Consider the following 19,767-nt stretch of genomic DNA (forward strand, 5'->3'; position numbering starts at 1 on the left):
AACTGTGCGCAACATTGCCGGACCACCCCCGTCCCGCGCGGCCGCTCGCGAAATATCGCGGAAGGTCCCCACCAAGTTCGCCGCTTCCTTTCCGCCGTGCTCGGCTTGTGACTCGAGCCATAGCCCGGCCGGTGTCCGAATCTAGGGGGATGCCGCGAACCTTGTCACTGCACATCGGCGAGAAGATCGACTATGCCGATTAGTTTCGAGAGACTAAACGCGTGGCGCTCGGGCCGTTTCGCCCCAGCTCACCGGCCGGTGCGGAGGGCCGGTTCGGACCGCACTGCGCCGTGCTTTGTCGCGTGAGCCGATCTGCGCCTTCGGGGGAACTTGCAGCAACATGAGCGTGCGGTCAGAATGCCGCAATGCCCGCAGTGCTGCCTCAGCTCTCGATCGACGCCCCGATCATCACCCGGCTCCTGCCGCGCCTCACCGATCTTTTCACCGAACTGCTCGACGCCGGAATCGCGGCGATCCCCGGCGCAGAGGCGCTGCCCGCCGGGCATTTCAACGACGAGGTCGTCCCGGCGATCGTCGCCGGGACCGGGGCCTTCCTCGCGGCGCTCGACGCGGGGCGGGCCTGCACTCCCGAAGAGGTCGCCGAGTTCGTCGTACCGGTCGTGCAGCGCCACGCCGAGGATCGAATTCCGTTGCGGGCCTTGATCCTTGCCCTGTTCGGTTCTGTGCGTCACCTCTGGGCGGAGGCCGGGTCGCTCGCCGGACCCGACGACCTGCGGGACCTCTTGGCCTTCTCCGACCTGCTGCTGGAATTGCTGGCCAACATGACCGTGTCCATGTCCGAGACGCACAGCGACGTGGAGCAATCCATCTACGGCAGCGAACGAGAGGCGCGCAGGTTGCTGTGCGCCGCCCTGCTTCGCGGCGTCGAGACCGCCGAACTGGCCGCGCGCGCCGACATCGCACTGGCCGATCGCTACGACGTGCTCGCCATCCACGTCGTCCCGCTCGAGCAGGCGGATCCGAGGGTCGACACCGTGGTGGCCCGACGCCGAATCCGCTTGGTGCAGCAGGTACTCGACACACTCGCCGCGACCACGGCGCTCAACACCTTCGACGGCACGACCGGTATCGCGCTGCTGCCGACGGCCGCCGACCCGTCGATCGATTCCCCGTACACGGAACTGGGTGCGGCGCTCGCGGCGCGGCTCGGCAGCGCGGTCGTCGTCATCGACGCCGGATCGGTGCCGCGCGGCGAACTGGTGGCAGCGGCGAGCGAGGCGGCCGAACTCGGCGACCTCGCCAGGGCACTCGGTCTGCCGACCGGCACCTACGTGCTGGACGACCTGATGCTGGAGTACCAGCTGACCCGGCCGGGGCGGTCCCGGGAACGATTGGCGCAGCGCATCATTCCGCTCGAGCCGTACCCGCATCTGCTGGAGGCGCTGGACGCGCACATGCGGCACGGGGCCGATCGCAAGGCGGCGGCGGCCGAAGTGCACCTGCACCCCAACAGCTTCAGCTACCGCCTGCGCCGCGTCGCCGAACTGACCGGCTTCGACCCCTCCGATCCCACCGAATCCCGCCTGCTCGCGGCGGCATTGATGGTCTACCGCCTCTACCCGCCGACACCCCCCGCGGCAGCCGACCCGATCTGACCGTGATTCGTTCCGCGTGACTAACGCGGCAGGTCGTATTCTCGCATCGATGCAGTGACACCGACTCAGACGGTTGCCGATACTTGTGACGAGATCACAACGTGGTCATCGGCGTTGGCACGGGCTCGAAGTGCTCGTGCGGGCCGGGGACCCCGAGCACGAGAAGGGCTGCCACCATGAATTCGGTCGACGTGGACCGTTCCGCCTCACGCCCCCAACCGAATCCGCTGCGCACGGACTTCGCGGGCGGCAGTTTCCGATCCCGCGTTCTCGACGCGGCCATCAGGTACTCCGTGCGGCCGTTCATCACCCTCTGGTCGCGCTACCCGGACCTGCCGTGGCCGTACGGCGTGGTCGACCATCTCGGGCGGGTACTGCGCAACGCGCCCGGCCTGACCCGGCGGCGTATTGCGTTGCCGCACTGCGGAGCCGAGCTCACCACACCGCGCACCGTCGACGCATCCCGGTTCGTGCTCTACCTGCACGGCGGCGCGTTCCTCGTCGGGAACCGGACCCTGCACCACCAGATGGTCGGCCGCTTCGCCGACACGCTCGCGGCGCGGATCCTCGCGGTCGGTTACCGCAAGATGCCCAAAACCGGTATCGCCGAGGCGGTGTCGGATTGCGTCGACGGGTATCGGTACGCGCTGGAGAGGGGTGTCGCGCCGGAGCACATCACCCTGATGGGCGATTCCGCTGGCGGGTACCTCGTCTTCGCGACAGCGTTGGAGATCCGGCGGCAGGGTCTGCCGATGCCCGCCGCGATCGTCGCCATGTCGCCGCTCACCGACTGGGATTTCACCGCGAAGCTCGCCGCGCCGACCGGCGGTGTCTGCGCGGTCTTCCCGGTCCGCGCCGTGCCGATCTTCGGCCTTCTCGCCGAGCGCACCGGCGGAACAACGCCTTTGATGTCGCCTGCGCACGCCGACCTGACCGGCTTGCCGCCCACCCTGATTCAGGCCAGCTCTACCGAATTCGTCTACCCCGACGCCGAACTCATGGTGGAACGCCTGGCCGCCCACGGCGTGCCCTGTGAACTCCAGATCTGGCCAGGGCAGGTGCACGTCTTCCAGGCCGCGGCCTCGATCGTGCCGGAAGCCGCCGAGGCCGTCCGCGAGATCGGCGGCTTCCTCGACCGCACGCTCTGGCAGCAGGCCGAGCGCCGCACCGCCTGATCGCGAACACCTCGACCAGTCAACGTTTTACGACACCCAGGAGCCCCACCGGGATGACCGATTCGAAAACCGAGCTGCTCGCCGAACTGGCCGAGCCGCGCGAGATCCTCGACCAGCTCACCGACGAGGAGGCGACGACACTGTTGATCCTCCTGCGCCGCGCCGAACAACAGCAGCGGGGCAGCCTCGACGCGGCCATCGACGACGCGCTCGAGGTGCTGCCGAGACTCGTGCGCATCCCGGCCCGCAAGATCCTGTTCGGAAAGTAGGCGACACGATGACCGATCTGCTGACCCGCGGCCAGCTGGAGATGCTGGCCCAGACGCTGAACGCCGACCCCGCCGATCTCGCCGGACTGACCAGGCTCGGCGCACAGAACCTGCGGGAACTACGGGAACGCATCTCCGATCGTCTATTCGACGCGCACGCCGCCACCTTCGCCAGGGTGAGCAAACTCGCGCCGCTGGTGCCCAACGCGCTCGCCGCCAAGGTGGTGTTGGAGGCGGTGCCCGCCGAGGTCGGCGGTCGCGCCGGGGGAGCGATCGGGCTCGATCATCCCGACCGAGCGGCGGGGCTGCTCGCCAAGCTCACACCGGAGTACATGGCCGACGCTGCGCCCTTCCTCGACCCGAGGGCCATCCCGGTGCTCGCCCCGAGGGTGCCCGCGGAGGTGCTGGTGCCCGCCTCGAACGAGCTGCTGCGCCGGCGCGACTACGTCACCTCCGCGCGCTTCGTCGAGCACGCCACCGACGAGCTGGTCCGCGGTTTCGAGCGCGGCATCGCCGACGACGAAGGGCTGCTGCGCACCGCGGCGCTGACGCCGTCCGCCGACCGGCTGAACGACGTCGTCCGGGTGCTGCCACCTGAGCGCCGCGTCGCCATCATCCTGGCCGCATCGGCGAGCTCGGACGAGACGTTGATCGCCGGGATCTCGGTGCTGTCTCGGCTGGAGCCCGAGCTGCGCCGCGAACTCGGCGACCGGTTCCTCGACGATCTCGACGCGACGGGGCTCGATCGGCTGCTCGCCGTCGCCACCCGCGGTGAGGCGGTGGTGGAGCTGCTCACCGTGCTGTCCGCGGTGGACCAGCGCCACCTGCGCTCGATTGCCGACCGGTTGCGCCAAGGCGACGCCGGTGTGGTCGGCGCGCTGTCTGAACAGGCGACCACGCCGGAGGCTCGGCGCACACTGCACGCAGTCGGCGAGTCGCTCGAGCCTGGGGAACGGAGCGATCTCCTCGATCTCGTCGACCGGACGAAGTGACCTCGATCTCGTCGACCGGACGAGATGAGGAGGGAGACCGCGCGTCTTTCGGTGCTGCGGCGCGGTCTTTTCACCTCGACTTGCAGGCGAATACGGATTCGTCAGGGCGGCAGTGCGATTCGCCGCGGCCGATCCGGGCGGATTCGCTTATGGGTCGGCGCGGCGCCGCCGGATGCGGGCCGCGGGCCGGAGCCCTTCGCGTATCGATGCGGCCACGTCAGCCGTGGAGCCCCTCCGCGTGCCGGGGTGACCTGGCAAACTTGGTGGAGTGATTTCGGCACCCCAGCGCAGCACGGCGGCCTCGGCGCACGAATCCGGCCTCGCGCGCGGGGCCGGCGCCGGTGTGCTGCGCTGGACACGGCGAATCCTGATCGCCGCGGTGCTGATGGGCCTGGTGTTGGTCGGCGGCACCGCTTTTCGGGTCTGGCAGGTCGCGCGGATCGACGACTACACCAAGGCCGACGCGATCGTGGTGCTGGGCGCCGCACAGTATTCCGGGACGCCGTCCTCGGTATTCGAGGCTCGCCTCGACCAGGCCTACCAGCTGTTTCGGGCCGGCGTCGCGCCGCGAGTGATCACCGTCGGCGGTAAGCAGGAGGGCGATCTCTACACCGAGGCGGCCTCCGGGAAGAACTATCTCCAGCGGCGCGGCGTACCGGCCGACCGCATCCTCGCCGTCGAGACCGGCTCGGACACGCTGCGCAGCGTCGAGGCCGTCGCCCTCGCCATGAAGGCGCGCGACATGTCCTCCGCGGTGCTGGTCAGCGACCCGTGGCATTCCCTGCGCACCCGCACCATGGCCCGCGATGCCGGGCTGCACGCGTGGACCGCGCCCACCCGCACCGGCCCCGCCGTCTACACCCGCGAATCCCAGGCACACGGCATCGCCAGGGAAACGTTCGCGCTGCTGTGGTATCAGCTGACGCACTTCTCCGCCGACTTCCCCTACACCGCGGGGCAGTGACGCCGATGCACAGCTACACCGACCACGACCGGGAACGGATGGTCGCCGAGAGCGCCAAGACCGCGGGCCTCGCCCCGCCCCGCAGCGAGTTCGAGAACGGCCACCGCACCGAATTCGCTCGCGATCGTGCCCGCGTGCTGCACTCCGCGGCGCTGCGCAGGCTCGCGGACAAGACCCAGGTGATGGGTCCGCGCGACGGCGACACCCCGCGCACCCGGCTCACCCACTCGCTGGAGGTCGCCCAGATCGGCCGCAGCATCGCCGACGGTCTGCGCTGCGATCCCGACCTGGTCGATCTGGCCGGGCTCGCGCACGACATCGGCCACCCGCCCTACGGCCACAACGGTGAGACAGCGCTCGACCAGTTCGCCGACGCGCACGGCGGATTCGAGGGCAACGCGCAGAACCTCCGCATCCTCACCCGCCTCGAACCCAAGGTGCTCGCCCCCGACGGTGCGAGCGCCGGGCTCAACCTGACCCGCGCCGCCCTCGACGCGGCGATCAAATACCCGTGGGGCAGAACGGGATCCGGCACCAAGTTCGGCGCCTACGACATCGACGTCGATCGGCTGGCGTGGATACGCAAGGGCGCGCCGGACCGCAGGCGCAGCCTGGAATGCCAGGTCATGGACTGGTCCGACGACGTCGCCTACTCGGTGCACGACGTCGAGGACGGCATCATCGCGGGCCGCATCGACCTGCGCGCCCTCGCCGACCCGTCCGAACAGCAGGAACTCGCCAGGATGGGCCACGCCCAGCACCGCACCCTCTCCACCGACGAACTGATCGAGGCCGCCCAGCGGCTGTCGGAGCTTCCGGTGGTCGCCGCGGTCTTCCGCTACGACGGCACCCTCACCGCCTCGGTCGCCCTGAAACGCCTCACCAGCGAGCTCGTCGGCCGCTTCGCCACCGCCGCCATCATGGCCACCCGCACCATCGCGGGCCCCGAACCGCTGTCCCGCTACGCCGCCGACCTCGAGATCCCGCCGGTCGCCGCCGCCGAAGTGGCCATGCTCAAAACCGTCGCCCTCCGCTACGTCATGTCCGACCCCGACCACCGCCGCAGGCAGGCCGCCCAGCGCGAACGCATCCTCGCCGTAGCCGCCCGCCTGCACGCCGAAGCCCCCCGCCACCTCGACCCCCAACTCCTCCCGTGGTGGAACGCCGCCACCACCCCCACCGCCCAGATCCGCGTCGTCGTCGACCAGATCGCCTCCTACACCGAAAGCCGCCTCGAACGCCTAGCCGACTACTTCGGCTGTTGACGTAATCATTACGTCATTACGTCATCGCGTCGCTGGCCCACCGGGGCCTGGTTCGGCCGCGCCGAAGTTCCCGGTCGGCCTACGCAGCGCGCCGACGCGAGAACCGATGCCGCTGCCTCGGTACCGCCCGGACTGGCTAGACTCGTCGCGTGGCCGGACGACTCCCTGATCGCGATATCGCGGCAATACGCGAACGCGTCCGGATCGAAGACGTGGTGGGGGAGTACGTCGCGCTGAAGCGGGCCGGGGCGGACTCCATGAAGGGGCTATGCCCGTTCCACGACGAGAAGTCGCCGTCGTTCCATGTGCGGCCCAACCACGGCCTTTTCCACTGCTTCGGCTGCGGCGAGGGCGGGGACGTCTACAAGTTCCTGCAGAAGATCGAGCACATCGGCTTCGTCGAGGCCGTCGAGCAGATGGCCGACCGGATCGGCTACCAGATCAACTACGAGGGCGGCGGCACCTCGGTGCAGCGCGACCGCGGCACCCGCGCCCGACTGGTCGCGGCCAACGCGGCCGCGCACGAGTTCTACATGGCCCGGCTGCGCGAGCCGGAGGCCGAGGCGGCGCGCAAATACCTCACCGACCGCAACTTCGACGGCAACGCGGCCCTCCAGTTCGGCTGCGGCTACGCCCCGGACGGCTGGGACGTGCTCACCAAGTATCTGCTCCGCAAGGGCTTCGACTTCAAGGAGCTGGAGGCGGCGGGCCTGTCCAAACAGGGCAAGCGCGGCCCCATCGACCGCTTCCACCGCCGCCTGCTGTGGCCGATCCGCAACCTCGGCGGCGAGGTCATCGGCTTCGGCGCCCGCAAGATCTTCGACGACGACACCATGCCCGGCAAGTACGTCAACACGCCGGAAACCTTGCTGTACAAGAAATCTCAGGTGCTGTTCGGCCTCGACCATGCCAAGCGCGAGATTGCCAAGGGCCGCCAAGCCGTCGTCGTCGAGGGCTACACCGACGTCATGGCCATGCACCTCGCGGGCGTGAAGACCGCTGTCGCCTCCTGCGGCACCGCCTTCGGCGACGAGCACATGGCGATCCTGCGCCGCCTGCTGATGGACGACAACTTCTGGCGCGGCGAGATCATCTACACCTTCGACGGCGACGCGGCGGGGCAGGCGGCGGCGCTGAAGGCCTTCGCGGGCGACCAGAAGCTGGCGGGCCAGACCTACATCGCCGTCGCGCCCGACGGCCAGGATCCGTGCGATCTGCGCCAGCGCTCCGGCGACGGCGCGGTCCGCGACCTGATCGCGCGGCGAACCCCCCTGTACGAGTTCGTGATTCGCGGCCTGCTCGCCGAACACAACCTGGACACGGTCGAGGGTCAGGTGGAGTCGCTGCGCCGCGCCATCCCCGTGGTCGCGCAGATCAAGGACAACGCCACCCGCAAGGCCTACGCCACCCGCCTCGCGGGCTGGGTCGGCTGGGACGACATCCAGACCGTGGTGCGCCGCGTCGGCGAGGAAGCCAAACGCAACCGCCTCGGCGGTCCACGCCGCGCCGAGACGCCCGCGCCGACCACCAAGGTCACCGAGCACCCCGCCGCCCGGCCCAATCCGAACGACCCGGTGCTGCTGCCGCAACGCCAAGTCCTCTGCGCCGCTTTGCAATACCCGGCGATCGCGGGCACCGTGTTCGACGCGCTGGAGACCGAAGCGTTCACCCACCCCGCCTACGTCGCGGTCCGCACCATGATCGCCGAAGCGGGCGGCGCGTCCGCCGGAATGGGCGGCGCGGAATGGGTCAACGCCGTCACCGACGCCACCGACGACCTCACCCTGCGCGCTCTGGTCTCCGAACTCGCCAACGCGCCGCTGCCGGTGAAATCCGTCAACGACATCCCGCGTTTCATCACCGGTGTGCTCGCCCGGGCCCAGGAGGCATGGGTCGGCCGTCAGATCGCGACACTGAAATCCAAGCTGCAACGGCTGTCCGCCAGCGAACAGACCGAGGCCTACATGGCGCTGTTCGGCGACCTCGTCGCGCTGGAGCAGTATCGGAAGAGCCTGGAGGCTCAGGCAATGGGGAACTCCGACGATTTCGCCGCTGGGTGATCTCAGGGCAGCTGTCGCTCAGACGCTTCCGAGTCGGTTGCCGCACAGTCGGCCGGCTGATCGAGGCTCGAGGCACTGACTCGAAACGACAGCCGCCGACCCGATCGGAGTCGTGGTACGTCTGTTCGTTCGATGCGCGCGGCCCTCAGCGGCGCAACTGATCGTGCGGCACGAGCACGGTGGTGCGCTCGTCCAACGGCACCATCGGCTCCAGCTGCGGACGTGTGCTCAACTTGTCCGACAGCCTCTGCCGCCCCACCTGCACCAGCTTTCGGGTCACCGGACTCGAGGTGACCGCGCGCGTGGCCGCGCTGATCTGTTCGTAGCGAGCCCGCCCGGCCTTAGTGCCGAGCACATAACCGGCCGCGACGCCGATGATCAACCGCAGCATTCCTCGAGCTCCTCCCAATCGCCTGTGCGCGGCTACCATCCTGCCCGACGCCCGGTCCACCTGTCGATCCGGTATCTCATTACCCATGAGACACCCGACGCCTCACCCGCCCCACACGCACCCCGGCGTTACCCCAGGTAGAAGCGCGATTTGGGAACCCGCCCGGCTATACGCTAAAGTTTCACCTCGGCCCGCCCAGTATGGGAGAGCCACCCAGGATAGTCCCCTATAGCTCAATTGGCAGAGCAGCCGACTGTTAATCGGCAGGTTTCTGGTTCGAGTCCAGATGGGGGAGCAGTGACCAGGGCGAACTTACCAGTTCGACCCTGGTTTTTCTGGTTTTCGGGGTCGAGCGACACGCCCCCACTCGGCAAGGTGGCCTAAGTCCGCTGTGAAGTCGGGTAGTCAGACAACTTCGTCAGAACAAGCGGTCACCATCGCAAGAACCGGACCGTCGAACGGCCATCGAGTCGGCCGCCAGGATCTCTCGTCGCTAGAACAACATGAGTGGAGGGCCGGCTGGCTCGAGGTCGACCGCAAGTCGATGTGATGCCGCCTACGCTCGAATTCGCGGCAACGTATGGATCTTCCGGCGGCGGAGCGCATTACCGTAACCGCTAGGCTCGGGGCTGGACGGGCAAGATCCCGCGGCCCGATCCGACGAGCGCCACACTCGACGCGGGATGCGAAGGGGGACATCGCCATGAAAGCCATCATCGTGTGCACCTCGGTGTCGCATGGCAACACCAAGAGGGTCGCCGACGTCATCGGTGAGGTTCTGGAGGCCCGCGTCGTTGGCCCCGATGAGGTCGATGCGGCCGAGCTCGCCAACTATGACCTGGTGGGATTCGGTTCGGGGATCTTTCTGGGGTCGTTCCACGCACAGTTGCGCGAATTCGTTCGCGCGCTTCCAGGGGAGCGGCGCGGCAAGGCGTTCGTGTTCGCCACCAGCGGATTTCCCGAGGTGCGGTTCCAGCGTTTCTCTCGCCCCCTCGTGCGGCTGCTCGAGCAGAAGGGGTTCGAGGTGGTCGATACCTTCTCGTGTCGTGCGTTCGACACCTATCTTCCGTTCAAGCTCGTCGGCGGTATCAGGAAGGAGCGGCCGGACGCCACGGATCTGGAGGCGGCGCGCAGGTTCGCCGAAGGGCTGCGAGCTCGGGTCGACGCCACGTCCTGACGGCTGCGGACTCCGTACTCATCGCGCTGAAGCTGTCGGAAGGCTGGGGCGCGGGTCTGCCGAACCAGCCGGCTGGCAGGTCCGCGCGGCAACGCTGGAACCTGTGAGTGGTCGTCGCACATCCGCAACTGCTCAACTCGTACCCCGAAACCGGTGCGGGACCGAGGATCCGTCACAGGATCAGCGAGCCGTTCGACGGCATGACCCGTCGACCATACGGACCGGAGCGAGGTGAGGACTGGACCGCGGGTACGGCCCACACACCCTCAGGATCGGTTCAAGGTCAGATCCAACCGCGCGATGTGGAACCCGGTATCGGTGACGACGACAGCGGTGTCGGTGAAACGGTTCCCGCCCAGGACGTTTCGAACGAAGTCGCGTACCGCCTCTGATTGCGCGTCCAGACTGGCCAGCAGTTCCGGTGACAGTTCGATGGTCCCGTCGAAATGCCTTGGCTGGCTGGTGATGCCCGGCCGTTGCGGTGTCTGGCGCAATCCGTCGACGGTGTGCAGTATCAGGTCCACTCCACTGCCGTCGTTGAGCTCGATCCGGAGCGGAGTGGGGGTGGCAGCCACATCGAACTCGCGCACCTGCGCGCTCCAGCCCCGCGGCGAGACGCCCTGGTAGTCGTACGGTGAGGGGGCCGCCAGCGTGTCCAGTGAACGGTTCGTCGGCGGATTGTCCAGCGGGGTCCCCACGAGGGGCTGGTCGGTCGGGACGAACGTCCACGCCTCGTCGGTGAGTTGCTTTGTCCAGAAGCCGTTTCGGCCACCGTCGCGGCCCTCGACCCGCAGTTCTCGCGCCGACGAGCCGGGCCCGGTCTTGTGAATCGAGATGCGGTCGGTGATCTCGCCCGGCACTTTCGGCTGTTGCGCCCACTCCGGTGCGGGCAATTGGATGGCGGCGTAGCGGCTGTCCACCCGTTCGGCCAGCATGTCCGGTGCCTCGGGCAGTCCGCGCTGATCGTCGTAGGCGTAGCGGAAGAACACCTTGTCGGCGCCGGAGATGTCGAAATCGTAGAGGCGCGTGTAGAAGTCGCCGAAACGGTTGACGATGAGGGAGGTCGATGCGGCCGTGGACAGCGCGACCGCCTGGAAGCGGCCGCCGTACGGGGTGGACATCTCGTAGCTGTGATCCACCGGCAGCCACGGGTCGATGTACTGGATGCGCTGACCGCCATGGGTGAGCGCGAAGACATGCGATACCTTGGCCCCGCCGACCGGGTGGTCATTGCCCGCCGTGTCCCGCCAGACGTGGTCTTCGGTGGGGGAGAGCACTGACCAGGACCAGGCGAGTGTGCCTGGGGGAAGGTTGTTTCCGGGTCCGGTCCACAACGGGGTGCCGTAGCGGCTGCTCCAGTTCCAGTCGCGGGGTGCGCTCAGCGCATGGTCCATGGTGAAGAACCGGCCGTCGCGGTCGATGGCCATCACCTCGTCGTCGTCGGCGGAGACACCGACGACGCGGCCCGCCAAACAGCCCGGAAGTTCGACGGTGCGCCAACCGCCGTGGGCGGCCGACTCTTTCACGTAGACGTGGCCGTCGCGGGTGGCGAATGCCCAGCGCCGGTTGAACGACTCGGCGGTGGTGCGGAAGTAGACCTGTGTGGGCAGATCGGCGGCGGCCGGGGCCAACGTCTCCAGCCCGGCGGTGGATTCGTCGACCGTCACCTCCGGGGTGCCGACGGTGCCGACCGGTGCACAGCCCGGGTCGGCGACGGTCACGGAATGCGTTGTCATGCCGGTGAATACCAGCCCGGTCGCGACGATGACGGCAGTTCGACCGATGGTGTGCCGGAACATCACAGCCACTCCGCCGGTCCGAACATGACGGTGTCGAGACCGACGCCCAGCGTCTCAGCTCGCACGGTCGGCAGATCGAACCGATCCGCATCGCGAAGACTTCCGAGCGCCGCTCGGCCGTTCTCGGTCACCGACGCACCTCCCTGCTCATGCTCGCCGAACCGGGCGAGTATGTTACAAATCGACACTGAACGTCAACGTGTAAGCGAGGAGTTCCTGCTGAGTGGAACCGTCCGCAGAGATCGGGGACGAGTACGACGGCCGACCCCAACTTGCCAGGGTTCGTGGACAAGCCGAGTCGAGTTGCCGTGGGCGACTTGCACATACGTAGCTGGCATATCCGGGCCGTCGGCCAGGCGAAACTGATATCGGTACCTACCTGCCGGGCCGCCATCATGCCGTGCCACCGTGGCGCGCACGACCCTGACAAGCACCGCCGAGGCGCTCCTTGCAGCTCGGGGGATGGCATGCGGGCAAGAGCCGAGGAAACAGCGGCTCCGGCAGTTGTCGGACGGCGATGCCGGGGTCGGCGCTTTCCATGCCAGCGGACTCTCGAAGTCGATCAGCGTGACAGGGCGACCGACTGCATCATCGCCAGCAGGAGGGCGCCGCAGGCCTCGAGCTGTTGATCGGCGGCGCGGGGGTCGTCGCTTACTGTCTCGATGGTCATCTTCAGGCCGTCGAAGGCGCCGACGAGGACGGTGGCGAGCAGTTCCGGGTCGACTCCGTCTGATACCTCACCGATGTGCTGGGCGTCGCGAATGAGGTCGGCGACGCGGTCGATCCATCGGCGGGTCAGTTCCGTGGCGAGGATTCGGGTCGCGGGCACCTCGGCGAGGTTCTGGGCAAGACGCGAGATGACCCAGGCGTCGGGGTCGTCACGGTGGAGATCCAGCATGGCGGGCAGCAGCGCTTCCATCCGTTGGAGCCCGGGGGGTGCCGTGGCCAGTCGTGCTTGTACCCGATCGAGCCATTGCGCGTGCTTCTCGGTGAGCACGGCAACGGCGAGGGCTTCCTTGCTCTCGAAATGAAAGTAGACCGAGCCCTTGGTCATTCCGCTCGCTTCGACGACGTCGGCCATGCGTGCCCGGTCGTAACCGACCTGCGCGAACACAGCGGCGGCGGCATCGAGGATCCGCTCGCGGGATGCCGCTCCGTGTTCGGTGGGGCCGGACGGGCGGCCGACGCGTCGCCGGGCCGGCGTGCTGCGGTGGGGGCTTGCCATGGCCTCAGCATAGCGGTATTAATTAGACCGGCATGCAGGTTTAATTAAGGAGGTAGTGGTGGCCGGATATTTCGACCGACAGCGAGTATTGGTGACCGGGGCGTCATCGGGTATCGGGCGCGCGTTCGCCGCGCGTGTCGCCGCAGACGGTGGTGACCTCGTTCTGGTCGCCCGCAGGGAGGCGGTATTGCGAGCACAGGCCGACGAACTGCACGCGCGATTCGGTTCGAGCGTGGAGGTCATCCCCGCGGACCTCAGCGCCCCGAGCGCCGCGGCGGGCGTCGCCGAACTGCTCGCCGAGCGTGCGATCATCGTCGATGCGCTCGTCAACAATGCGGGACTCGGAATCCACGGCGACCTCGCCGATGCCGACCTCGGGGCGGTCTCGAGTCAGATCGCGGTGAACATCACCGCTTTGACCGAGCTCACCGCAATCCTGTTGCCCGGCATGATCGCTCGCGGACGCGGAGCCGTTGTCAATGTGGCCAGCACCGCCGCGTTTCAGCCGGTTCCGCACATGGCGGTGTACGCGGCGACCAAGGCGTACGTGCTGTCCTTCACCCGCGCGCTCTGGTCCGAGACCCGCGGCACCGGGGTCCAGGTACTTGCCGTGAGCCCGGGTGCCACCGACACCGCATTCTTCGAGATCGCCGGCGAGGACGCCTCGGTCGGCAGTCGGCGTGCTCCCGAACAGGTCGTCGAAGCGGCCTTGTGCGCGCTCGGGTCGAACCGCCCGGACATCGTCGACGGCACGGCGAACGCGGTGCTGGCGCGCATCGCCGGCCGAATTCCCGCCAAGTGGGCAATCGCGCTCGCCGAGCGTTCCGTCCGGCCGGAATCGCCTGTATCCCAAACCAATTGATCGAATCGGAAAGAGTTCGACATGTTCGTCCAGCAGTTCGCCAGAGCGGCCGCGGCCGCAGTGAACAAGCACAGCGTCGATGAGGTCGTTGGTCTGTGGCGAGAGCCCGCCGCCTACGACTCACCCCTGACCGGTCCGCAGCAAGGGCTTGCGGCGCTGGCTGCCCGAGAGTCCGCGCTGTTCGACGGTTTCAGCGACCTCACCGCCACTATCCAGCCTCTCGGGCAAGTAGATTCCACTGGTGTCGCGCTGGTTCGCTTCGACGGTACCCACGACGGGCACTACGCGGGAATAGCGCCGAGCGGAAACACGATTGCCATCGAGATGGTCGCCGTCGTCACCTTCGACGACGAGGGCTACGTCATCGGCGAGCGCGTCTTCCTCGACACCGCGGCAGTCCTGTCTCAACTCACCGGATGCGTCGGCACCGGCACGACATAACCTCGCCAACTTCATCCGCGCTACCCGACGGAGCAGGACTCGCCTCGATACGACGTGGAAGACCCTATGACTGTCCGTTCGCTCCGGTCTGGCCGGAGCGAACGGCGGATGCCGAATGGTCCGGGAAGATCACATCGGGTACACCGGGTGCTTGCGCGGGTTGAATTCCGGCTTGACCGGCGGCTTGTCGCGCAACAGGCGCAGCGCGCTCCGGATCTCCAGGCGGGTGCGCGCCGGTTCGATAACCGCGTCGATGTAGCCGCGTTCGGCGGCGATCCACGGGGTCGCGATCGTCTCGTTGTACTGGTTGACCATGAACTCGCGCGCCGCTGCCCGATGCTCCTCCGGAACCGCCGCCAACTGCCGCCTGCCGATGAGGTCGACCGCGCTGTCGGCGCCGATCACCGCGATCCGGGCCGTCGGCCAGGCGAAACTGATATCGGCACCCACCTGCCGGGCCGCCATCATGCCGTAGGCGCCGCCGTAGGACTTGCGCACGACCAGGTTGATGATCGGGACCGTCGCCTCGATGATTGCCCGCGGGACCCGGCCGCCGCGGATGATCACACCGTTGGCTTCCTGCTCGAGCCCCGGCAGCACGCCCGGGGTGTCGGCGACGAACACCAGCGGGATATTGAACGCGTCGCAGAGCCGGATGAAGTAGGTCGACTTGTCCGAGCAGGCGGCGTCGATGGAACCGCCCAGCACCAACGGCTGGTTGGCGATCACACCGACCGGATATCCGTCGACTCTGGCGAACCCGGTGATCAGATTCGGGGCGAACGCGGCGCGGATCTCGTGAAATTCACCGTCGTCGAAGATCCGCAGCAGGATCTCGTGCATGTCGTAACCGGAGCGATCGGAATCCGGGATGATCTTGTCGAGCTCCCGATCGGAAGCGGTGATCTCCGGCTCCAGGCCGGGGTTCACGATCGGCGGTTGCTCGAGGCAGCTCGTCGGCATGTAGCTCAGGTAGTTGCGGGCCCAGTCGTAGGCTTCCTGTTCGGTCTCGGCCACGTGATGCAGGGTGCCGCGTTCGGCCTGGACCTTGGCGCCACCGAGGTCCTCGGCGCTGATGTCCTCACCGTTGACGGCTTTGATCACCTCCGGCCCGGTGACGAACATGTAGGAATCCTTGGTACCGATGAGCACGTCGGTGTTGATCGGCCCGTACACCGAACCCGCGGCGCACTTGCCGAGAATGATCGACACCTGCGGCACATACCCGGACAGCTTCTCCAACACCCGGGAAATATCACCGAACGAAGCGATCGAGCCCACCGCGTCCTGGATACGCGCACCGCCGGAATCGTTGATCGTCACCACCGGGCACGCGTTGTCGAACGCGAGTTGCAGCGCCCGCATGAACTTGCGGGCGGAGGTGATACCGACCGACCCGCCGTACACGGTCTGATCGTGGGCGATCACGACCACCGGACGGCCCCCGATCAGCCCGCGACCGGTGACCAACCCGTCACCGTAGAGAGCATCCGATTGGCCGGGCTGACGAGCCAACGCACCGGTCTCGATGAACGTCCCGCGGTCGAGCAGCATGTCCACCCGCTGGCGAACGCTCGGAATGCCCTTCTTCTCCCGCTTGGCGACACCGGCCTCACCTGCCGGTTCTTCAGCGATCGTCAGGATCTTGGCCAGTTCATCGATCTTCGCCTGGGTACCTGCCACGCTCGCTGCCACCTTCCAAACCAACTGTTGTGCCGTCGCGACGTTAAGCGGTATCGACGCGGAATGCGTCATTGAACCGGATACTCGGGACAAATCACAGTCGGGGCCGGACGCACATCACGTTCCATCCAACAAGTTCCAACAGGTCAACCCGCCGTCAGCGACGCCGACGCCACCTGGCTTCTTCCGCGTGCCGGACCCGGAGGGTTTCGGGAAGTTGGTCGAGCAGGCGGGTGCCGCGCGGATTGCGGAGGCGAAAGGTGAAGCGGTACAGGTGCTTCCGGACTCGTTCGTCGAGAAGCACCTCGCCGCACAACGCGTGTCGAGCCCCGCGTCGACCATGCTGTCGGGAGGCGGCAAGCCGGTTGGACAGGAGCACCTTCTCGACCGCCAACCGGCTCATCGAAGCTTGCGCGCCGCTAGTTGATCGACGCCCCCGCGAGGTAGTCGTCGCCGCCGATGTAGACCGTGTGCCCGGATTCGTATGAGCCCGTGGTGGCGTCGGCGATGGCAGTGGCGAATTCTTCGATGGTGGGGAGGGGGCCGTGGTCGCGGCGGGTGGTGACGGCGTCGGGGTTCCGGCGTTCGAGGAGTCGGACGATGATGGTGCCGTCGATCATGTCGCCGGAGACGACGGTGAGGGTGATGCCGCGGGTGGCGAGTTCGGGGACGAGGGCGCGGAGGGCGTCCTCGCCCGCGCGTTTGCTGGCGGCGATGGGTTCGTAGTCGGCGGGGACGGGTTTGCGGCCGTGGAAGTGGGCCTGGTGACTGGTGACGAAGACGATTCGCGCCCCGGATGGCATGAGGGGCAACGCGAGTCGGGTCAGGCGTAGCTGTGCATCGCGGTTGATCGACATGGCGTAGTCGGGGGCGGCGTCGCGTTCGAGGCCGCCGGATGCGTTGAGTACCAAGACATCCAGGCGGCCGAAGCGGTCGGTGATGTCGGCGATCAGTGCGCTGGCTGCGGCTTCGTCGGAGACATCCGCGCCCGCGATCGATGCGCTGCCGCCCGCGGCCGTGATCTCGTCGGCGATTGTCTGGGCGCGGCGGTGCTTCTCGCGGTAGTTGACGATCACGTGGTCGCCGCGGGCCGCGAGGATGCGGGCCGTGTCGGCGCCGATACCGCGGGAGGCGCCGGTGATGAGGGCGATTCGCCGGTCGGTCGAGATGTCCTGTTCGTGCACCACGTTCCTTTCCCTCGGCGGACCGCCGCCCGCGCCACTGCTTCTAAAACAGAATCACTATCGTGGTTCGAAATGAGAAGCGCAAGCGGTGCGAAGCCGTCGCGGGGCGAGGCCGACTCCGCGAACGAACCGATGCTGGCCGCCATGGAACTGCTCGGCCAGCGGTGGATGCTGCGCATCGTGTGGGAGTTGGAGCCCGGCACGCTGGGCTTTCTCGAACTGCGGCGCCGGATGGGGCAGTGCTCGTCGAGCATGCTGTCGGTGCGATTGCAGCACCTTCAGGCGGCGGGGCTGATCGTCAAGAAGCCCGATAAGTCGTACGAATTGACCACGGCCGGAAGGGAACTCGGCGAGGCGCTGCGTCCGGTGTGGGAGTGGTCGCAGCGATGGGCGGCGGTGTTCCCGGAGGCGGACGACTGACCGGGCGGATCTTGCCCCTCGCGGCCGTTCTCCCAGGTGGGCGTGGGCGTCACGGTGTCGCTGCAGTAGGCTGACGGCTCCACTTCAGCACGGGAAAGAGACCATGTCGCAGTTCGAGAATGTCAGCGTCACGAAGAAGGCCAATGTCTACTTCGACGGGAAGTGCGTCAGCCACAGCATCGAGCTGGCCGACGGTACCGCCAAGTCGGTGGGCGTCATCCTGCCCGCGACCCTGACCTTCACCACGGGTGCGCCGGAGATCATGGAGCTCATCGAGGGGGAGTGCAAGGTCACTCTCGCGGGTGCGACCGAAGCCGTCACCTACAAGGGTGGCGAGTCGTTCAACGTGCCCGGCGACAGCTCGTTCCAGATCGAGGTTCTCGACACGGTGCACTACGTCTGCCACTTCGGCTGAGTTCCGGACCTCGCTCGGAGGACGGAGCGTCCGATCGGTTTCGCCGGGAGTTGTCGTCCCGGGCCGCAGTCGTCTAGTGGCCGCAGTCGACCTGTCACCGTCCCGTCGGTCAGGTCGGCGGCACAGTAGCCCGCCATTTCTCTCCCTCGCTTCTGGTGCCGCGGAGAGTTTCCGCAAGAGGTTTGCGTGTGCCCGCGGTGGGTACTGTCTCGATCGGGTGATCGCGAACCGAGGGGGAGCACATGGTCATGGCGAATACTTTGCGGAAGTTGTCGGCCGGGCAGTTTCGGCTGATGACGAACGCGTATCCGGTCTTTGTGATGGGTGGCGTTCGCATCGAGCACGTCGCCGACGATTGGTCCAGCATCACCGTGCGACACAAGGTGAGCGGCTGGAACAAGAACCACGCAGGGGTGGCGTTCGGCGGCATCCTGTCCATGATGACCGACCCGTTCTTCGGTCTGATGGCACTGTGGCAGCTGGGTGACGGACACCGAGTCTGGAACACCACGGCCACAACGGAATTCGTCCGCCCCGGTCGCGGACTGGTGCGGGTGACGATGGCAATGCCGCCCGAGGAGATGGCGGCCATCCGCCGAAATCTGGAGGCGGACGGCGTCTCCCGCACCAACCACTCCGCCGATCTCGTCGGCCCCGATGGCGAGCTGGTCGCCCGGACGAGCCAGGAACTCTACGTGCGCAAACGCTCTCGATGACGCCTGGGGCGCGCATGGCCGAGGCTTTCGGCGTGCGGCCGCCCACCGGGATACCACCACCGCAACCTGTCCGACCCGGCCGCTACAGTGACTGCTACAGAATCAACACCGGGGGTCAAATATGGGTTACGACATCAGCTTTCACCCTGTCGACATGCGCTTGGTCGAGGAGCGGATCACGCCGTTCCTGGCCGGCCACGGCGGCGACGACGATCTGGACGATCTGATCGCCGACGCGGTACGGCAGGCGAAGGTCCGCTTCCGCGCGAATGCATGGGGACTGGGCGTCCGGAAGGCCTACGAAGGCAGCGCTTTCGACACGTTCCTCTACATCTGGGGCCGCCCCTTCTTCGTCACGGCCGACGACCCGGCGACCGTCGCGGAAACCGTTGTCCGCTACTGCAATTCCACCGTCGACGAGGTTGATGACCTGGCACGCAGCCAGATCGCGCTCCTCGATCCGGCCTTGGTGAAACATGTCGAACCCGATATGAACGGCACCCTGCCCGCCGACGAGCACCTCGCCACCGGCTTCCGCTGGAAGCTCGACCTGCTCCGCGGGGCGGCGTCGGCCGTCCGCGCGGGCCGCCCGACCATCCGTAACGGCGATGGCGACGAGATCCCCGCCGGTGACGCGCTGACCGGCAACGCCCAGTTCTGCCTGGTCGAATTCCTTGCCGCCCTGCTCCCCGGCTGGATCGAGCGCGGCAAGGTCTGGCCCACCGAATTGGCCGAACACGCCACAACCGACGGCTACGCACCGCTTTCCGACAACGCGCCGCTGTTCGGGTCCCTCCCCACCGAATTCCCTTCGCTGGACTGGGAATCCCACTGGACCATCCCCGCCAACTACGCGATCGGCGGTTACGCCGCGCCTTCGGACATCCGGCCCTTGCGAGACTGGCTGTCCCGCAATGCCGAACCGCTCACCGCGGTGGGCGACCAATGGGACGACCGCCCCTACGTCCGCAAGGCCCTCCGCAAGATCGACGAAGCCCTGGCCCTCGCCGAACTGACCGGCTCGGCCTTCGTCGAAGCCGCCGAAATCTACATCCCTATGCAGGGCACTATGAACTGACCCTGGCGAATCCCAGAAAGCCGAGCAACGGGCAC

Annotated in this window: 20 protein-coding genes and 1 tRNA gene; 15 read left to right on the forward strand and 6 right to left on the reverse strand. The window is 67.5% G+C overall.

Annotation, left to right across the window (positions count from 1 at the left end; genetic code table 11):
- The first annotated feature begins 365 nt into the window (after positions 1-365).
- The 7 genes from NL1_RS10040 to dnaG all read left to right on the forward strand — a co-directional run bounded on the left by NL1_RS10040 (position 366) and on the right by dnaG (position 8,341).
- On the forward strand, positions 366-1,616 hold the full coding sequence (locus tag NL1_RS10040) for a PucR family transcriptional regulator (RefSeq protein ID WP_067836930.1): 1,251 nt from the start codon (positions 366-368) through the stop codon (positions 1,614-1,616).
- 176 nt (positions 1,617-1,792) lie between these two features.
- Positions 1,793-2,791, forward strand: a complete 999-nt coding sequence (locus tag NL1_RS10045; protein WP_067836933.1) for an alpha/beta hydrolase — start codon at positions 1,793-1,795, stop codon at positions 2,789-2,791.
- Positions 2,792-2,844: 53 nt separating this feature from the next.
- Positions 2,845-3,060, forward strand: a complete 216-nt coding sequence (locus NL1_RS10050) for a hypothetical protein (protein ID WP_067836936.1) — start codon at positions 2,845-2,847, stop codon at positions 3,058-3,060.
- Between the two features lie 8 nt (positions 3,061-3,068).
- A complete protein-coding gene (locus tag NL1_RS10055; RefSeq protein ID WP_067836939.1) occupies positions 3,069-4,052 on the forward strand; it encodes a hypothetical protein in 984 nt (327 codons plus the stop codon).
- Positions 4,053-4,437: 385 nt separating this feature from the next.
- Positions 4,438-5,016 carry a YdcF family protein gene (locus NL1_RS10060; protein ID WP_156094785.1) on the forward strand — a complete coding sequence of 193 codons (579 nt, stop codon included), beginning with the start codon at positions 4,438-4,440 and terminating at the stop codon, positions 5,014-5,016.
- A gap of 5 nt (positions 5,017-5,021) precedes the next feature.
- Entirely contained in the window at positions 5,022-6,281 is a 1,260-nt protein-coding gene (locus tag NL1_RS10065) for a deoxyguanosinetriphosphate triphosphohydrolase (RefSeq protein ID WP_067837138.1), read from the forward strand.
- Between the two features lie 149 nt (positions 6,282-6,430).
- Positions 6,431-8,341 carry a DNA primase gene (gene dnaG, locus NL1_RS10070; RefSeq protein ID WP_067836941.1) on the forward strand — a complete coding sequence of 637 codons (1,911 nt, stop codon included), beginning with the start codon at positions 6,431-6,433 and terminating at the stop codon, positions 8,339-8,341.
- A 145-nt stretch (positions 8,342-8,486) separates the two neighbouring features.
- On the opposite strand, the gene NL1_RS10075 is transcribed toward dnaG, so the two are convergent.
- Positions 8,487-8,732 carry a hypothetical protein gene (locus NL1_RS10075; RefSeq protein ID WP_067836943.1) on the reverse strand — a complete coding sequence of 82 codons (246 nt, stop codon included), beginning with the start codon at positions 8,730-8,732 and terminating at the stop codon, positions 8,487-8,489.
- A 222-nt stretch (positions 8,733-8,954) separates the two neighbouring features.
- On the opposite strand from NL1_RS10075, the gene NL1_RS10080 reads away from it, so the two are divergent.
- Together NL1_RS10080 and NL1_RS10085 are read left to right on the forward strand one after the other, a co-directional pair.
- Positions 8,955-9,027: transfer RNA gene (locus tag NL1_RS10080), tRNA-Asn, on the forward strand.
- A 285-nt stretch (positions 9,028-9,312) separates the two neighbouring features.
- Entirely contained in the window at positions 9,313-9,909 is a 597-nt protein-coding gene (locus NL1_RS10085; RefSeq protein WP_444980016.1) for a flavodoxin family protein, read from the forward strand.
- A 266-nt stretch (positions 9,910-10,175) separates the two neighbouring features.
- Here the strand turns inward: NL1_RS10085 and NL1_RS10090 are convergent, their stop codons facing one another.
- The 3 genes from NL1_RS10090 to NL1_RS10095 form a co-directional block, all read right to left on the reverse strand.
- On the reverse strand, positions 10,176-11,645 hold the full coding sequence (locus NL1_RS10090; protein ID WP_156094779.1) for a hypothetical protein: 1,470 nt from the start codon (positions 11,643-11,645) through the stop codon (positions 10,176-10,178).
- 62 nt (positions 11,646-11,707) lie between these two features.
- Positions 11,708-11,839 (reverse strand): hypothetical protein, encoded by a 132-nt coding sequence (locus tag NL1_RS39905; protein WP_281180807.1) that lies wholly within the window; start codon positions 11,837-11,839, stop codon positions 11,708-11,710.
- A 431-nt stretch (positions 11,840-12,270) separates the two neighbouring features.
- A complete protein-coding gene (locus NL1_RS10095) occupies positions 12,271-12,933 on the reverse strand; it encodes a TetR family transcriptional regulator (protein ID WP_084510449.1) in 663 nt (220 codons plus the stop codon).
- Between the two features lie 58 nt (positions 12,934-12,991).
- Here NL1_RS10095 and NL1_RS10100 point away from each other — a divergent pair, with 58 nt between their 5' ends.
- Complete coding sequence (locus NL1_RS10100; protein WP_245673170.1) at positions 12,992-13,795, forward strand: SDR family NAD(P)-dependent oxidoreductase; 804 nt, start codon at positions 12,992-12,994, stop codon at positions 13,793-13,795.
- A 21-nt stretch (positions 13,796-13,816) separates the two neighbouring features.
- Positions 13,817-14,236 carry an ester cyclase gene (locus tag NL1_RS10105; RefSeq protein ID WP_067836958.1) on the forward strand — a complete coding sequence of 140 codons (420 nt, stop codon included), beginning with the start codon at positions 13,817-13,819 and terminating at the stop codon, positions 14,234-14,236.
- Positions 14,237-14,365: 129 nt separating this feature from the next.
- Here the strand turns inward: NL1_RS10105 and NL1_RS10110 are convergent, their stop codons facing one another.
- Positions 14,366-15,919, reverse strand: a complete 1,554-nt coding sequence (locus NL1_RS10110) for an acyl-CoA carboxylase subunit beta (RefSeq protein WP_067837139.1) — start codon at positions 15,917-15,919, stop codon at positions 14,366-14,368.
- Between the two features lie 419 nt (positions 15,920-16,338).
- Positions 16,339-17,106, reverse strand: coding sequence for an SDR family oxidoreductase (locus tag NL1_RS10120; RefSeq protein WP_245673171.1), 768 nt, complete (start codon positions 17,104-17,106; stop codon positions 16,339-16,341).
- A gap of 69 nt (positions 17,107-17,175) precedes the next feature.
- Here NL1_RS10120 and NL1_RS10125 point away from each other — a divergent pair, with 69 nt between their 5' ends.
- The 4 genes from NL1_RS10125 to NL1_RS10140 all read left to right on the forward strand — a co-directional run bounded on the left by NL1_RS10125 (position 17,176) and on the right by NL1_RS10140 (position 19,732).
- Positions 17,176-17,523 (forward strand): winged helix-turn-helix transcriptional regulator, encoded by a 348-nt coding sequence (locus NL1_RS10125; RefSeq protein ID WP_067836963.1) that lies wholly within the window; start codon positions 17,176-17,178, stop codon positions 17,521-17,523.
- Between the two features lie 103 nt (positions 17,524-17,626).
- Positions 17,627-17,938 carry a pyrimidine/purine nucleoside phosphorylase gene (gene ppnP, locus NL1_RS10130; RefSeq protein WP_067836966.1) on the forward strand — a complete coding sequence of 104 codons (312 nt, stop codon included), beginning with the start codon at positions 17,627-17,629 and terminating at the stop codon, positions 17,936-17,938.
- A gap of 293 nt (positions 17,939-18,231) precedes the next feature.
- Positions 18,232-18,654, forward strand: coding sequence for a PaaI family thioesterase (locus NL1_RS10135; RefSeq protein ID WP_162272704.1), 423 nt, complete (start codon positions 18,232-18,234; stop codon positions 18,652-18,654).
- Between the two features lie 154 nt (positions 18,655-18,808).
- Positions 18,809-19,732, forward strand: a complete 924-nt coding sequence (locus NL1_RS10140) for a hypothetical protein (RefSeq protein ID WP_067836971.1) — start codon at positions 18,809-18,811, stop codon at positions 19,730-19,732.
- The last annotated feature ends 35 nt before the right edge of the window (positions 19,733-19,767 follow it).

The organism is Nocardia lijiangensis NBRC 108240, assembly GCF_001613045.1.
Classification (GTDB): Bacteria; Actinomycetota; Actinomycetes; order Mycobacteriales; family Mycobacteriaceae; genus Nocardia; species Nocardia lijiangensis.

Bases quoted from the DNA above. Each gene is read 5' to 3' on its own strand.
- NL1_RS10040 (WP_067836930.1), top strand. From the start codon at position 366: ATGCCCGCAGTGCTGCCTCAGCTCTCGATCGACGCCCCGATCATCACC.
- NL1_RS10045 (WP_067836933.1), top strand. From the start codon at position 1,793: ATGAATTCGGTCGACGTGGACCGTTCCGCCTCACGCCCCCAACCGAAT.
- NL1_RS10050 (WP_067836936.1), top strand. From the start codon at position 2,845: ATGACCGATTCGAAAACCGAGCTGCTCGCCGAACTGGCCGAGCCGCGC.
- NL1_RS10055 (WP_067836939.1), top strand. From the start codon at position 3,069: ATGACCGATCTGCTGACCCGCGGCCAGCTGGAGATGCTGGCCCAGACG.
- NL1_RS10060 (WP_156094785.1), top strand. From the start codon at position 4,438: ATGGGCCTGGTGTTGGTCGGCGGCACCGCTTTTCGGGTCTGGCAGGTC.
- NL1_RS10065 (WP_067837138.1), top strand. From the start codon at position 5,022: ATGCACAGCTACACCGACCACGACCGGGAACGGATGGTCGCCGAGAGC.
- NL1_RS10075 (WP_067836943.1), bottom strand. From the start codon at position 8,732: ATGCTGCGGTTGATCATCGGCGTCGCGGCCGGTTATGTGCTCGGCACT.
- NL1_RS10085 (WP_444980016.1), top strand. From the start codon at position 9,313: ATGGATCTTCCGGCGGCGGAGCGCATTACCGTAACCGCTAGGCTCGGG.
- NL1_RS10090 (WP_156094779.1), bottom strand. From the start codon at position 11,645: ATGACAACGCATTCCGTGACCGTCGCCGACCCGGGCTGTGCACCGGTC.
- NL1_RS10095 (WP_084510449.1), bottom strand. From the start codon at position 12,933: ATGGCAAGCCCCCACCGCAGCACGCCGGCCCGGCGACGCGTCGGCCGC.
- NL1_RS10105 (WP_067836958.1), top strand. From the start codon at position 13,817: ATGTTCGTCCAGCAGTTCGCCAGAGCGGCCGCGGCCGCAGTGAACAAG.
- NL1_RS10125 (WP_067836963.1), top strand. From the start codon at position 17,176: ATGAGAAGCGCAAGCGGTGCGAAGCCGTCGCGGGGCGAGGCCGACTCC.
- ppnP (WP_067836966.1), top strand. From the start codon at position 17,627: ATGTCGCAGTTCGAGAATGTCAGCGTCACGAAGAAGGCCAATGTCTAC.
- NL1_RS10135 (WP_162272704.1), top strand. From the start codon at position 18,232: ATGACGAACGCGTATCCGGTCTTTGTGATGGGTGGCGTTCGCATCGAG.
- NL1_RS10140 (WP_067836971.1), top strand. From the start codon at position 18,809: ATGCGCTTGGTCGAGGAGCGGATCACGCCGTTCCTGGCCGGCCACGGC.